Below are 13068 nucleotides of genomic sequence, written 5' to 3' on the forward strand. Positions count from 1 at the left end.
GTCCCGCGGGGGCCCGGGGGGGCCCCCCCCCCGCCCCCCCTCCCCCCCCACCCCGCCCGCCCCCGCCTCGCCGCCGCCCCACGGCCCCTCGCCGGCCGTCACGAGCGCCGCCGCCTCCAGCGACTGCGCGCCGCTGGAGACCGCCATGGCCACCGCGACCTGGACGGCCGAGAGCGTGAGCGAGGCGAGGGCGACGTCGCTCGCCGCGTAGGTGCGCCCGGTCTCGTCGCGGACGGCCGCGCCCTCCGCGGTGGCGTTGCGCGCCCGGGCGGAGCGGGCCAGGGTGATGAGCTTGCTGTCTTCAGGGTTCACGACACCAAGGTTAGGCGCTGGCCATCCCGATCACCGAGTTGAGCAGTTGCCGCGTCCGGTGCGAATCGACGGTCGACAGGCCGGTGTGGACGATCGACACCAGCATGTCGCCCGAGCGGGCGAGCACCACGTCCAGCGCGTACGGGTAGCCGTTGAGGCGTCCGCGCAGCTCGGCGGCGACCGTCTCGTCGCCCACGTCCTTCATCGGCAGCTCGCGCAGGGTCAGGTCGGTGCCGTCGCCCGCGCGGACCGTCCTGCAGGCGTCCAGGGCCCTGCTGAGGTCGTCGATGTGGTCCGCCGCCTCCGATCCGGCGTACTGGGCCAGTCCCACCGCGGCCTGCTCGCCGAGGCCGTCGCCCTGGTAGCTGGCCGCGGCCTGGGCGGTCAGCGCCCGCTTGGGCGCGCCCCCTCCTGCCGCCTGCAGGACGGTCCGGCAGTTGCGGTCGTGCGGCTTGAACGGCATCCGCCACGCCTGGTCGGGCCTGGTCGAGAAGCCGTCGGGCAGCCGTGGCTCCTTGGTCAGGAGCCCTCGCAGCCGCGCCGTCGCCTGCGCGTCGGTGCCGCCCTGTACCTTCCCGCCGCCGCACCCGGCCGCCCCTCCGGCCAGGAGTACGCAGGCGATGGTGATGATCCGCAGTCCGCGTTTCATGATTCCCCCTGGACCGCAGCCTCCCCATGCGCCGAATACGGCAATCCTCTGAAGAGCCCAATAACCCTAAAGGGTGCTCTCGTCCGGCTTTCCGGACGAGAGCACCCTTTACGCCGAACAACGTCACGGCCGGCTAGCTGACCGAGACGTTGCCGTCCCCCCAGGGACACCCTTCCGCCGCGAACCCCACCCGGCGTCGGGTGCCTCCTCGTGACGCCCACCGCACTGGGGCGTCGAGGAAGAGACTGCCGGACCGCGCTTGCAACTGACTTGTAGAACACTTGCGGCGTATCACCACAAACCGCCTCAATTCTGCTCGGCGGGGAGTGCGGCCTGGTCGTCCTCGTCCGGCTTGACGTGGCGGACCACCACGGTGCTGATGCGGTTGCGACGCCCCGCGAGGCTCTCGGCGGTGAGCCTCAGCCCGGCCACCTCGGCCTCGGAGCCCGCGATCGGGACCCGGCCGAGGGCGTGCGCCAGCAACCCGCCGACCGTCTCGACGTCGTCGACCTCGATCTCGGTGTCGAAGAGCTCGGCCAGCTCGTCGACCGGCATCCGGGCCGTCACACGCAGCGCGCCGTCGGACATCGCCTCGACGCGGGGCGCCTCCTGGTCGTACTCGTCGGTGATCTCGCCGACGATCTCCTCCAGGACGTCCTCGATCGTCACCAGCCCGGCCGTGCCGCCGTACTCGTCGATGACGATCGCCATGTGGATCTGCCGGGCCTGCATCTCGCGCAGGAGCTGGTCGATCGGCTTGCTCTCCGGCACGTACGCGGCCGGACGCATGATCGACTCGATCTTCTCCCTGCCACCGTCCGCGCCGGACTCGTGCACCCTGCGGGTGATGTCCTTCAGGTAGGCGATGCCGATGACGTCGTCCTCGTTCTCGCCCACGACGGGGATGCGGGAGAAGCCGCTGCGCAGCGCCAGCGAGAGCGCCTGGCTGAGAGTCTTGCCCCGCTCGATGAAGACCATGTCGGTACGCGGCACCATGACCTCGCGCACCAGCGTGTCGCCCAGCTCGAAGACCGAGTGGATCATCTCGCGCTCGTCGGGCTCGATCACCCGGCGCTCCTCCGCCAGGTCCACCAGGTCGCGCAGCTCGGCCTCGGAGGTGAACGGGCCCTCGCGGAAGCCCTTGCCGGGGGTGAGCGCGTTGCCGAGCAGGATGAGCAGTTTGGGCAGCGGCCCGAAGATGCGGGTCAGCCCGTAGACGATGGGGGCGCTGGCCAGGGCGACGGGCTCGGCGTGCTGGCGGCCGAGCGTGCGCGGCGAGACGCCGACGATCACGTAGCTGACGACGATCATCACGGCGGCGGCCGTCACGTAGGCCCAGCCCTGGTCGCCCATCTGGTCGATGAGGAGCAGGGTGGTGATCACCGTGGCGACCAGCTCGCAGCTCAGCCTCAGCAGGAGCAGCAGGTTGAGGTAGCGCGGCGGGTCGGTCACGATGGCCTGCAGGCGCTGCGCGCCTCGCCTGCCCTGCCTGACGAACTCCTCGGCACGCACCCTGGAGATTCGCGTCAGCGCCGTTTCCGCACTGGCGATCAGGCCACCGATCACCACGAGGGCGATGGCCAGGGGCAACCAGGCGTTCACCGCGAGTTGCGCACCTCCTGCCACGACTCGAGCAGCTGGCCCTGCAGGCCGAACATCTCCTTGTGCTCCTCCGGCTCGGCGTGGTCGTAGCCGAGCAGGTGCAGGATGCCGTGCGTGCAGAGCAGCTCGAGCTCGTCCTGGGCGCTGTGCCCGGCCTCCGCCGCCTGCCTGGTAGCGACCTGCGGGCAGAGCACCACGTCGCCGAGGAGCGCCGGATCGGCAGGGGCCTCGGCGTCGCCGCGCGCGCCCCCGCCGGGACGCAGCTCGTCCATCGGGAAGGCGAGCACGTCGGTCGGGCCGGGCTCGCCCATCCACTTCTCGTGCAGCTCGGCCATGGCGTCCTCGTCGACGACCACGATGGACAGCTCGGCGAGCGGGTTGACGCCCATCTCGCCGAGCACGTGGGCGGCGAGACGGGCGAGGTTCTCCTCGTCGACCTCGACGCCGGACTCGTTGTTGATCTCGATGCTCATCGCCGCTTACCCCGGTGCTGGATCTGCTTGGGTTCCTGCAGGGCGTCGTAACGGCCGTAGGCGTCGACGATCTCGCTGACCAGCTTGTGCCGGACCACGTCGGCGCTCGACAGCCGGGAGAAGTGGATGTCGGGGATTCCGTCGAGGATCTCCTGCACCACCCGCAGGCCGCTGACCGTGCCGTTCGGCAGGTCGACCTGCGTGACGTCACCCGTCACGACGATCTTGGAGTTGAAGCCGAGCCGGGTGAGGAACATCTTCATCTGCTCGGCGGAGGAGTTCTGCGCCTCATCGAGGATGATGAAGGCGTCGTTCAGCGTGCGCCCGCGCATGTACGCCAGCGGCGCGACTTCGATCGTGCCCGCCGCCATCAGCTTCGGGATCGAGTCGGGGTCGACCATGTCGTGCAGCGCGTCGTACAGGGGCCGGAGGTAGGGGTCGATCTTCTCGTAGAGGGTGCCGGGGAGGAAGCCGAGCCGCTCTCCGGCCTCGACCGCGGGACGGGTCAGGATGATGCGGTTGACCCGCTTCTCCTGCAGCGCGCGCACCGCCTTGGCCATCGCGAGGTAGGTCTTGCCGGTGCCCGCGGGGCCGATGCCGAACACGACCGTGTGCTTGTCGATGGCGTCGACGTAGCGCTTCTGGTTGACCGTCTTGGGCCTGATGGTGCGTCCGCGCGAGGAGAGGATGTCGAGCGAGAGCACTTCGGCCGGGCGGTCAGAGGTCATGCGCAGCATGGCGATGCTCCGCTCGACCGCGTCGGGGGTCAGGTCGCCTCCGCTGCGCAGCACCTCCACCAGCTCCTCGAACAGGCGCACCACTGTGCCGCTCTCGTCGGGGCTGCCGGTGACGGTGATCTCGTTGCCGCGCACGTGGATGTCGGCCCTGAAGGCACTCTCGATGACGCGCAGCAGCTCGTCACGGGAGCCCAGGAGGCTGACCATCGGGTATTCGTCCGGAATGAGCACCTTGGCTTGGGTACGCGAAGGCGGCGCCATCCGTCGTGATTCATGTAGTTCGGACATGGGCAGGCCAGCGGCCTGATGCCTCCCGGTCTCGATTCGGGTGTGCTTCTCGCCCTCATCGTAGCCGCCACCAGGCTGCTCGCTCGCGCCAATATCACCCCGGCGGCCACTCCAGGGCCCGCCCGCCCAGAACGTGCGCGTGCACGTGGAAGACCGTCTGCCCGGCGGCGGGGCCGGTGTTGAAGACCACCCGGTAGCCCGGCTCGGCCGTGCCCTCCTGGACGGCCACCGCGTGCGCGGCCTTGAGCACGTCGTCGGCGAGGCCGTCGTCGGCCGCGGCCAGGGCGGCCGCGTCGGCGTGATGCTCCTTCGGGACGACCAGCACGTGCGTGGGAGCCTGCGGGTTGATGTCGCGGAACGCCAGCGCCCTGTCGGTCTCCAGGACGATCTCGGCCGGGATCTCCTTGGCCACGATCTTGCAGAAGAGGCAGTCGGTCACGACAGCACCCTACCCACAGACCACCTGACCGATCTTGGACCGCTCCCGGATCGCCTGTGTCCGTTGCGAATCGGTAATCCGCCGTGTCGTGCGTGGGAAGATCCCCGAGGTTAGGGTGGGAGTGCGAGACTTCAGCAAAACAGGACGATTCACGGTCAGAGGTCGTCACCTGGCGAGGACACGACTGGGTAATGCCCCCTAAGGAACCGGAAGAGCGTAAACCCTCTGGGAAGGCCGAGCGTCCCACAGATGTGACCACCGAAACCCTTCTGGCCGACAGGTCGATGGGGGCGGTGCCGGTCGGGTGGGACGCCGACATGGCCGTTACCGCGCTGTACAGCGCGCACTTTCGGTCACTGGTGCGTCTCGCTGTGTTGCTGGTACGCGACATAGCAACCGCGGAGGAAGTCGTGCAGGACGCGTTCGTCGCCATCCATGGCGCGTGGCGTAGACTGCGTGATCCCGACAAAGCACTCGCCTATCTGCGTCAATCCGTCGTCAACCGGTCCCGTTCCGTGCTGCGTCACCGCGCGGTCGTCGAGAAGTACGCCCCCAAGGGCCTGCCCGACGCGCCGAGCGCCGAGAACGGCGCCATCGGCGAACTCGAACGCTCCGCCGTCATCGAGGCGTTACGCGCCCTGCCCACACGCCAGAGAGAGGCACTCGTCCTTCGTTACTACGGTGATCTGTCAGAGGCTGAGATCGCCCACGCCATGGGCATCAGCAAAGGCGCGGTCAAGAGCCACACGGCGCGCGGCATGGCCGCTCTGCGATCCGTCCTGGAGAAGATGTCATGACCCAGTCCCCCGACGAGCACGGCGATCTGCTGCGCCGTGCCCTCCGCGCGGAGGCGGACACGGTCGTGCCGTCGCCGGAGGGGCTGGAGATCATTCGCGCCCGCATCGAGCGGCGCGGGGCGCGCAACCTGTTCTGGTGGCGGGCCGGCGCTGCCGCCGCCAGCGCGGTGCTGGTCGCGGGGACGATCGTGATGGTCGTCCCCGAGCTGCGCACCAACCTCCAGTCCACCATCCAGGACGTCAACAGCACCTCCAAGCCGCCCGCCAACTCCTCGACCAGCAACCCGCGCTCGCCGCGCCCCACGGAGCAGCCCAGCCAGGACCCTCCGATCGTGGTCGTGCCCGACCCGCATACCAGCGCGCCGCCGCAGGCGTCGGAGACGGCCAGGTCGACCAGCAAGCCGTCGCCCAAGCCGACCCCCACCCGCTGCCCGACGTCCACGCAGGAGCAGCCGCCCGACGACTGCCCCGCGGAGGAGACCCCCACCCCCACGCCCACCGCGACGCCGACTCCCTCGACGTCGGTCTCGGAGACCGGCCCGCCCACCGGGCCCTGCCCGGTCGAGGAGTGCCCCCCGACCGACCTGGCACCCACGCCGAGCGACGTCATCAACCCGCTGATCGCCACCCCGCAGGCCACACCGTGACCGCCTGAGGCGTCACCACCGCCCGCTCCTGGTGAGCAGGACGGCCGCCGCCGCCACCCCGGCCGTCGAGGTCCGCAGCACCGTGGGCCCCAGCAGGACCGGCAGCGCCTTCGCCGCCGTGAACCTGGCCAGCTCCTCCTCGGAGACCCCGCCCTCGGGCCCCACCACCATCACGATGTCGCCGCTGACCGGCAGCTCCGCCCCTGACAACGGCTGCTCCGCCTCCTCGTGCAGCACCAGCCCGAGCGCCGCCTGCGCCAGCAGCGCCTCCACCCGGGCGGTGGACGCGAGCTCGGCCACCTCGGGCAGGTGGAACCGGCGGGCCTGCTTGCCCGCCTCCCGTGCCGTGGACCGCCACCTGCCCAGCGCCTTGGCGGCCCTGTCGCCCTTCCACTGGGTGACGCTGCGCGAGGCCGACCAGGGGACGATCACGTCCACGCCCGCCTCGGTCATCATCTCCACCGCCAGCTCGCCCCTGTCACCCTTCGGCAGCCCCTGGACGACGACCAGCCTCGGCGTGGGCGCGGGCACCTCGTAGCGGGCGAGCACGTCCAGCCTGAGTGAGTCCTTCAGCACCTCGCGCACCACGCACTCGGCGACCACGCCCGCGCCGTCGGTCAGGTCGACCCGCTCCCCCGCCCGCAGGCGCCGCACGGCGGCGGCGTGCCGCCCCTCGGGGCCGCCGAGGACCAGCTCGGCCGCTGCCCGGTCGGCCAGGTCGTCGGCCAGGTCGTCGGCCAGGTCGTCGGCCAGGAAAACCGGCACGGTCACCGGCGATCACCCTCTCAGATTCTCACAACGGGTAGCAGGGCGAACACGTAGCGCATACGGTGGCGTTCGCAATCGCACGTCTCTCACGTCACTTTACGAGGGGTCGGACCGATGACCGTTCCCCCTGCCAGCCCCCCGGCCGGCGCCCCGGCCGGCGGCGGCCGCCGGCCGCGCTGGCCCCGCACCATCAGGGCCCGGCTCACGGTTGTGCTCGCCGTCCCCACGGTCCTGATGATCTGCCTGGCAGGGGCAGGGGCGGCCGCCCAGCTGAGGGCCAGGGCCGACGTGTACGCGGCCGCCCGCCATGTCGACCTGCTGCTCTCCGCCCAGGACCTGGTCCACTCCCTCCAGCGCGAGCGCGGGCTGACGGCGGGCCTGGTCGGCGGCGAGAAGCGCTTCCAGACCGACCTGGCGGTGCAGCGGCGCGTCACCGACAAGGCGTGGACGTCGCTCGACGCGCTGCTGTCCACCCCCGCCGTACGCGGCGCGCCCGGCGCGGCCGGCATGCGCGCCGCGCTCGGACGGCTGGCGGCGCTGACCGCCACCCGGGCCGCCGCCGACACCGGGAGCGCGACCGGCCAGGAGTGCTTCGGCTACTTCACGGCCGCGATCGGCGCGATCATCGACGCGTCCTTCTCCGTGGACGTCGGCCGCAGCGACCCGGCCCTGCTGCGCGGCCTCCAGTCGCTGGAAGCCCTCAGCCGGGCCAAGGAGGCGACCGGCCAGGAGCGCGCCACCGTCACCGGCGCGTTCGCCGCCGGGTCGTTCAGCACCGAGGAGTACGTGCGCTTCCTGGAGACCCGCGCCGCCAAGCTGGCCGCGTTCGACCGATTCCAGCGCCTGGCCACCCAGAAGGAGATCGCCGCGCTGAGCCGGGTGCAGCAGGACGTCCCCGCCACCACCACGGCCACCATGGAGCTGAAGGCCATCGCGGGCTCGCGCGGCCAGCAGCTCCACCTGAGCTCCCGCTCCTGGTACGCCGCGATCACCGCCTACATCGACGGCCTGCGCGGTGTGCAGCGGGCCGTCGGCGACGACGTGCGCGCCCTGGCGGCGGGCCTGACGGACCGCGCCACCCACCGCCTGGCAGCGTTCGGCGTGCTGGTCACGGCGCTGCTCGCGGGCGCGGTGGTGCTCGGCGTGGCGACGTTCCGCTCGATCCTGCGCCCGCTGCGCCAGCTCATCGGCGACGCCAACGAGGTGGCCGAGCGCCGCCTGCCCGAGGCCGTCGCCCGCGTCCAGGCCGACGACGGCGCCGAACCCGCGCAGCTCGCCTTCGACTCCCCCCTCGACAGCCGCGACGACGAGTTCGCCGAGGTGGCGGGCGCGCTGCGGAACGTGCACGCGACCGCGGTGCGGCTGGCCGCCGAGCAGACGCAGCTGCGCCGCAACACCGCCGAGTCGCTGGCCCACCTGGGTCACCGCAACCAGACCCTGCTGCGCCGCCAGCTCGGCTTCATCAGCGCGCTGGAGCGCGAGGAGTCCGACCCCGACGCGCTGGCCTGCCTGTTCGAGCTCGACCACCTGGCCACCCGGATGCGCAGGAACGCCGAGAGCCTGCTGGTGCTGGTGGGCGAGCACGGGCCGCGCCGCTCGTCGGAGCCCGTCGCGGTGGGCGACGTGCTGCGCTCGGCCGTGGCCGAGGTCGAGGACTACCGCCGGGTCATGCTGTGCCGGATCGACGACGCACTGGTCAGGGGCGCCGTGGTGGCGGAGGTCGCGCACCTGGTGGCCGAGCTGGTGGAGAACGCGCTGGCGTTCTCGCCGCCCGGCGCGCAGGTGGAGATCCAGGGACGCGCCGACGCGGGCGAGTACCACGTCGCCGTCATCGACCAGGGCGTCGGCATGTCGGCGGACGAGCTGACCACGGCCAACGCCAGGCTGCGCGGCGAGCGGAGCTTCCTGGTGGCACCGACCCGTTACCTCGGCCACTACGTGGTCGGCAGGCTGGCCGAGCGGCTCGGCGTCCGCGTGTGGCTGCACGAGTCGCCGCTGAGCGGCGTCACCGCGCGGGTCGTACTGCCCGAGGGGCTGCTGGCGGCCGACCAGGACGCGGCGCCGGCGACGACCGCGAACGGCCTGGTCCGCCGGAGACCCAGGGCGCGCGGACGCCGCCGTGCGGAGGAGTTCGCCCACTGCGGGCCGGCGGAGCAGGCGGCACGCTCGCCCGAGCGTGTCAGGACCATGCTCAACACGTTCAGGGCAGGCGTGCGCGAGGGAGAGCGGCAGGCCGCCCGCGAGAGGGAACAGGAGGACTCCGCATGCCCGTGAGCACGGAGGCGCAGAACTTCAACTGGCTGCTCGCGAACTTCGTGAAGGGCACCGACGGCGTCACGGACGCCGTCGCGGTCTCTTCCGACGGGCTGCTCATGGCGGTGTCAGAGGGGCTGGGCAGGGAGGGCGGCGAGCAGCTCGCGGCCATCGTGTCGGGCCTGTCGAGCCTGTCGAGGAGCGCCTCCCGCAGGTACGGCATGGCCGGGCTGAAGCTGGTCATGGTCGAGATGAACAAGGGGTTCCTGCTCGTCTCGGTGATCTCCGACGGCAGCTGCCTGGGCGTGCTCGCCGACGTGAACTGCGACCTGGGGCTCATCGGCCACGAGATGGCCGTGCTGTGCGAGCGGGTCGGCGGGGTGCTGACGCCGCAGCTCGTCGCGTCGCTGAAGAACACGCTGCCATGGTGAGCCGGCCACCGGCGGACAGGGGCGGCCGTGGTGTCGCGGGCTGACCCGCCGGCCGCGCGGTCGGCGAAGATCGTGGTCGCGGGCGGCTTCGGCGCCGGTAAGACCACGTTCGTGGGCGCGGTCTCCGAGGTCGAACCGGTAACCGCCGAGGCGGCCATCACCACCGCCGAGTGCCTGTTCGGCGTGGACCGTAAGGCCGCGACGACCGTCGCCTTCGACTTCGGCCGGCTCACCCTGCGCAACGGAGTCGTGCTCTACCTGTTCGGCACCCCTGGGCAGGCCCGCTTCGCCTTCCTCTGGGACGACCTGGTACACGGCGCGCTCGGCGCGGTCGTCCTGGTCGACACGCGCAGGATCGAGCAGTGCTTCCCGGCGGTCGACTTCTTCGAGGAGCGCGGGATGGCGTTCGCGGTGGCCGTCAACAACTTCGACGGGGCCGCGCGATTCGACCTGGACGAGGTGCGCGAGGCCCTGGGCGTCGCCTCCGACGTGCCGTTCGTCGACTGCGACGCCCGCGACGGGGAGTCGGTCAAGGAGGCCATCGCGGCGCTCCTCGACGGGGTCACCTCCCGTTGAAGGCGTCGCGCAACCGCGAGAAGAAGCCCTGCTGGCCGGGGGCGAACTTGCCGGGCGGGCGCTCCTCGCCGCGCTGCTTGGCCAGCTCGCGCAGCAGATCCTCCTGCGCCTGGTCGAGCCGCATCGGGGTCTCGACGTTGACGTGGATCAGCAGGTCGCCACGGCCCGACTCGTTGAGCCGCTGCACGCCGCGCCCGTACATGGTGATGACCTGACCCGCCTGGGTTCCCGGCCGGACGTCGATCTCCTCCGAGCCGTCGAGGGTCTCGACCGCGAGGATGGTGCCGAGCGCGGCGGCCGTCATCGGGATCTGCACCGTGCAGTGCAGGTCGTCGCCGCGCCGCTCGAAGATCTCGTGCGCACGCTCGACGATCTCGAGGAACAGGTCTCCGGGCGGGCCGCCGCCGGGGCCGACCTCGCCCTCCCCGGCGAGCTGGATGTGCGTGCCGTCCTCGACGCCCGCGGGGATGCGCACCTTGATCGTACGCCGGGTGCGGACGCGCCCGTCGCCCGAGCACTCCTGGCAGGGGTGGCGGATGATGGTGCCGAAACCGCCGCACTGGGGGCACGGCCGCGACGTCATCACCTGGCCCAGGAACGACCGGGTGACCTGGGAGATCTCGCCGCGCCCCGAGCACATGTCGCAGGTGTCGGGGTGGGTGCCGGGCGCGGCGCCCGCGCCCTGGCAGACCTCACAGCGCACGGCCGTGTCGACGACCAGCTCGCGGGTGGTGCCGAAGGCGGTCTCGCGCAGGTCGAGCTCGACGCGGATGGTCGCGTTCCTGCCCCTGCGGGCCCTGGTGCGGGGGCCGCGGGTGGCTCCGGCCGTGCCGAAGAAGGCGTCCATGATGTCGCTGAACGGAAAGCCGGCGCCGAAACCGCCTGCCCCCGCGCCCGCCCCGGCGCCGCCGAAGGGGTCGCCGCCCAGGTCGTACATCTGGCGCTTGTTCGGGTCGGACAGCACCTCGTAGGCCTGCGTGATCTCCTTGAACCGTTCCTGGGTCTCGGGATCGGGGTTCACGTCGGGGTGCAGTTCGCGTGCCAGCCTGCGGTAGGCCTTCTTGATCTCGTCCTGACTGGCGTCACGGCGCACCCCGAGGGTGGCGTAGTAGTCGCTGTTTGCCACTTATCGACCTCTTAAGATGCAGCCAGGATCTGGCTGACGTAGCGTGCCACCGCGCGCACGGCGCCCATCGTCACGGGGTAGTCCATCCTTGTGGGACCCAGCACGCCGAGCCGGGCCAGTTGTCTGTCACCGGAACCGTATCCGGTCGCGACGATGGACGTGCCCCGTAGATACGGGTTCTCCGACCCGATGCGCACGGTGAGCGCGGACGGTGTGTCTGTGGAAGTCTCGCCGAGCAGCCGCATGAGCACGACCTGCTCCTCCAGCGCTTCGAGCACGTCGCGCAGGCCGACAGTGAAGTCGGCCCCCGCCAGGTTGGCCGCACCCGCGAACACGATCTTCTCGTCGTGCCGTTCGACCAGCGTCTCCAGCAGCACCGACAGGATCGTCGCCACCACAGGACGGTCTTCGACGGGCAGCCGCTCGGGCAGGTCGGCGATCTGCTCGGGCACGTTGGTCAGGCCGCAGCCGTCGAGGCAGGCGTTGAGGACCGCGCGCAGGTGCGCGACGCGGGTGTCCTCCACCACCTCGGGCAGCTCGATCACCCGCTGCTCGACGCGGCCGGTGTTGGTGATCAGAACGAGCATGACCCGCCGCTCGTTCAGGGGGACCAGCTCGACGTGCCGCACCGTGGAACGGGTCAGGGTGGGGTACTGCACGACCGCGACCTGCCTGGTGAGCTGCGCGAGCAGCCGCACCGTGCGGGTCACCACGTCGTCGAGGTCGACCGCGCCCGCCAGGAACGTCTCGATCGCCCTGCGCTCCGCCCCGGACAGCGGCTTCACCTGTGACAGCCGGTCGACGAACAGGCGGTAACCCTTGTCCGTCGGGACGCGGCCCGCACTGGTGTGCGGCTGGGTGATGTACCCCTCCTCCTCCAGCGCGGCCATGTCGTTCCTGACCGTCGCCGGGGAGACCTTGAGGTTGTGGCGCTCGGCCAGCGCCTTGGAGCCCACCGGTTCATTGGTGGACACGTAATCCTCGACAATGGCGCGGAGCACCGCCAGCTTCCGATCATCGAGCACGTGCTCACCTCCCTGCCTCTTCCTTCGGGAACGACAGATCTAGCACTCTGTGTTCCCGAGTGCCAAGTGTACGGCTCCTGGTCACCAGGCGCGATGACACAGGCGTCCAACGTCCTGCTAGTCAGTTCCAAGCGGCAGGCATCACACTTGCGGACATGACCGACAAATCCCAGCCCCCGACCTTCGGCCCGCCGCCCGGGCAGGGTCCCTCGTACCCCGGTCAGCCTCCTCAGTTCGGGCAACCTCCCCAGTTCGGGCAACCTCCCCAGTTCGGGCAACCTCCCCAGTTCGGGCAGCCTCCATACGGCCCTCCTTACGGCCAGCCGCAGTACCCTCCGCCGCCTCCGTACGGCCAGCCCTACCAGTTCCCGCCCCCCGTGGACCCCAAGCAGATCAGGCCGCGCCTGTGGTGGATCGCACTGGGCTGGGGTGTCGCGGTCATCTGCGTCGTGGTCGGCGTGGTCCTGTTCGGCGCCGGCGTCCTGGGCTCCGTGACGAGCGCCGCGCCGTCCAAGACGTTCGCGTCCGGCCAGGACGTCACCGTCACCGTCGACCCCGCCGACAAGCCCGCGATCTACCTCGCCAGCGCCTCCCAGGTGCACTACGAGTGCCGCATCTCCGGCGGCCCCGGGCAGGCCAAGCTGGCCAACACGCCGATCAACCAGACGGTGACGGACGACGGCGACGTCTGGGAGCTCATCCTGGTCGTCAACGCGCCCGCCAAGGGCGACTACAAGCTCCTCTGCGTCACCCAGGAACAGGCGGACGTGAAGTTCGGCGTGGGCCGCGAGCTGACCGCCGCCGCGGGCGGCATGGTGGGCGGGGTGGCCGCGCTGGTGCTCATCCCGGGGCTGGGGGTGCTGGCCGCGATCATCGTGACGGTCGTCGTCCTCATGCGACGCGGCAGTCACCGCAAGCGCCTTGCGGTCGGCGGGTGATTTGCTA

15 protein-coding genes are annotated in these 13068 nt (G+C 71.2%); 6 read left to right on the top strand and 9 right to left on the bottom strand.

The features are described from left to right. The 6 genes from ABZ297_RS16840 to ABZ297_RS16865 all read right to left on the bottom strand — a co-directional run. Window positions 1-312 (bottom strand): cytidine deaminase (locus tag ABZ297_RS16840; protein WP_355346151.1); only part of this gene is annotated, 312 nt, incomplete at its 3' end. A gap of 10 nt (window positions 313-322) precedes the next feature. After that, the gene (locus ABZ297_RS16845) at window positions 323-961 is read right to left on the bottom strand and encodes a hypothetical protein (protein ID WP_355346154.1); all 639 of its coding nucleotides are present in this window, start codon (window positions 959-961) and stop codon (window positions 323-325) included. A gap of 306 nt (window positions 962-1267) precedes the next feature. Next, on the bottom strand, window positions 1268-2563 hold the full coding sequence (locus tag ABZ297_RS16850; RefSeq protein WP_355346157.1) for a hemolysin family protein: 1296 nt from the start codon (window positions 2561-2563) through the stop codon (window positions 1268-1270). Continuing rightward, window positions 2560-3036: an rRNA maturation RNase YbeY gene (gene ybeY, locus ABZ297_RS16855; protein ID WP_355346160.1), complete on the bottom strand. Its 477-nt coding sequence runs from the start codon at window positions 3034-3036 to the stop codon at window positions 2560-2562. The genes ABZ297_RS16850 and ybeY overlap by 4 nt, the downstream gene beginning before the upstream one ends. Beyond that, window positions 3033-4034 (bottom strand): PhoH family protein, encoded by a 1002-nt coding sequence (locus tag ABZ297_RS16860; protein WP_355346163.1) that lies wholly within the window; start codon window positions 4032-4034, stop codon window positions 3033-3035. The genes ybeY and ABZ297_RS16860 overlap by 4 nt, the downstream gene beginning before the upstream one ends. A 121-nt stretch (window positions 4035-4155) precedes the next feature. Beyond that, window positions 4156-4500 (bottom strand): histidine triad nucleotide-binding protein, encoded by a 345-nt coding sequence (locus ABZ297_RS16865; RefSeq protein WP_355346166.1) that lies wholly within the window; start codon window positions 4498-4500, stop codon window positions 4156-4158. A gap of 284 nt (window positions 4501-4784) precedes the next feature. Here ABZ297_RS16865 and ABZ297_RS16870 point away from each other — a divergent pair, with 284 nt between their 5' ends. Further along, a complete protein-coding gene (locus ABZ297_RS16870) occupies window positions 4785-5297 on the top strand; it encodes a SigE family RNA polymerase sigma factor (RefSeq protein WP_080047132.1) in 513 nt (170 codons plus the stop codon). After that, complete coding sequence (locus ABZ297_RS16875; protein ID WP_355346169.1) at window positions 5294-5944, top strand: hypothetical protein; 651 nt, start codon at window positions 5294-5296, stop codon at window positions 5942-5944. Before ABZ297_RS16870 ends, ABZ297_RS16875 begins: the two co-directional genes overlap by 4 nt. Window positions 5945-5956: 12 nt before the next feature. Here the strand turns inward: ABZ297_RS16875 and ABZ297_RS16880 are convergent, their stop codons facing one another. Then, window positions 5957-6715, bottom strand: coding sequence for a 16S rRNA (uracil(1498)-N(3))-methyltransferase (locus ABZ297_RS16880; RefSeq protein WP_355346172.1), 759 nt, complete (start codon window positions 6713-6715; stop codon window positions 5957-5959). Window positions 6716-6826: 111 nt separating this feature from the next. On the opposite strand from ABZ297_RS16880, the gene ABZ297_RS16885 reads away from it, so the two are divergent. From ABZ297_RS16885 to ABZ297_RS16895, 3 genes are read left to right on the top strand one after another with little or no spacing between them, the layout of a single operon-like run. Next, the gene (locus tag ABZ297_RS16885; protein ID WP_355346175.1) at window positions 6827-8986 is read left to right on the top strand and encodes a sensor histidine kinase; all 2160 of its coding nucleotides are present in this window, start codon (window positions 6827-6829) and stop codon (window positions 8984-8986) included. Continuing rightward, window positions 8983-9396 (top strand): roadblock/LC7 domain-containing protein, encoded by a 414-nt coding sequence (locus tag ABZ297_RS16890; RefSeq protein WP_355346320.1) that lies wholly within the window; start codon window positions 8983-8985, stop codon window positions 9394-9396. Before ABZ297_RS16885 ends, ABZ297_RS16890 begins: the two co-directional genes overlap by 4 nt. Window positions 9397-9423: 27 nt before the next feature. Beyond that, window positions 9424-9972, top strand: coding sequence for an ATP/GTP-binding protein (locus ABZ297_RS16895; RefSeq protein WP_355346178.1), 549 nt, complete (start codon window positions 9424-9426; stop codon window positions 9970-9972). On the opposite strand, the gene dnaJ is transcribed toward ABZ297_RS16895, so the two are convergent. Both dnaJ and hrcA read right to left on the bottom strand, forming a co-directional pair. Beyond that, complete coding sequence (dnaJ, locus tag ABZ297_RS16900) at window positions 9959-11098, bottom strand: molecular chaperone DnaJ (protein ID WP_355346181.1); 1140 nt, start codon at window positions 11096-11098, stop codon at window positions 9959-9961. The two genes, ABZ297_RS16895 and dnaJ, sit on opposite strands and share 14 nt — an antisense overlap. Window positions 11099-11109: 11 nt before the next feature. Beyond that, window positions 11110-12123 carry a heat-inducible transcriptional repressor HrcA gene (gene hrcA / locus ABZ297_RS16905; protein ID WP_355346184.1) on the bottom strand — a complete coding sequence of 338 codons (1014 nt, stop codon included), beginning with the start codon at window positions 12121-12123 and terminating at the stop codon, window positions 11110-11112. A 155-nt stretch (window positions 12124-12278) separates the two neighbouring features. On the opposite strand from hrcA, the gene ABZ297_RS16910 reads away from it, so the two are divergent. Further along, a complete protein-coding gene (locus ABZ297_RS16910; protein ID WP_355346187.1) occupies window positions 12279-13061 on the top strand; it encodes a hypothetical protein in 783 nt (260 codons plus the stop codon). The last annotated feature ends 7 nt before the right edge of the window (window positions 13062-13068 follow it).

The sequence above is a fragment of the Nonomuraea sp. NPDC005983 genome (assembly GCF_040614375.1).
Classification (GTDB): Bacteria; Actinomycetota; Actinomycetes; order Streptosporangiales; family Streptosporangiaceae; genus Nonomuraea.

Bases quoted from the DNA above. Each gene is read 5' to 3' on its own strand.
- ABZ297_RS16845 (WP_355346154.1), bottom strand. From the start codon at position 961: ATGAAACGCGGACTGCGGATCATCACCATCGCCTGCGTACTCCTGGCC.
- ybeY (WP_355346160.1), bottom strand. From the start codon at position 3,036: ATGAGCATCGAGATCAACAACGAGTCCGGCGTCGAGGTCGACGAGGAG.
- ABZ297_RS16860 (WP_355346163.1), bottom strand. From the start codon at position 4,034: ATGGCGCCGCCTTCGCGTACCCAAGCCAAGGTGCTCATTCCGGACGAA.
- ABZ297_RS16870 (WP_080047132.1), top strand. From the start codon at position 4,785: ATGGGGGCGGTGCCGGTCGGGTGGGACGCCGACATGGCCGTTACCGCG.
- ABZ297_RS16875 (WP_355346169.1), top strand. From the start codon at position 5,294: ATGACCCAGTCCCCCGACGAGCACGGCGATCTGCTGCGCCGTGCCCTC.
- ABZ297_RS16885 (WP_355346175.1), top strand. From the start codon at position 6,827: ATGACCGTTCCCCCTGCCAGCCCCCCGGCCGGCGCCCCGGCCGGCGGC.
- ABZ297_RS16910 (WP_355346187.1), top strand. From the start codon at position 12,279: ATGACCGACAAATCCCAGCCCCCGACCTTCGGCCCGCCGCCCGGGCAG.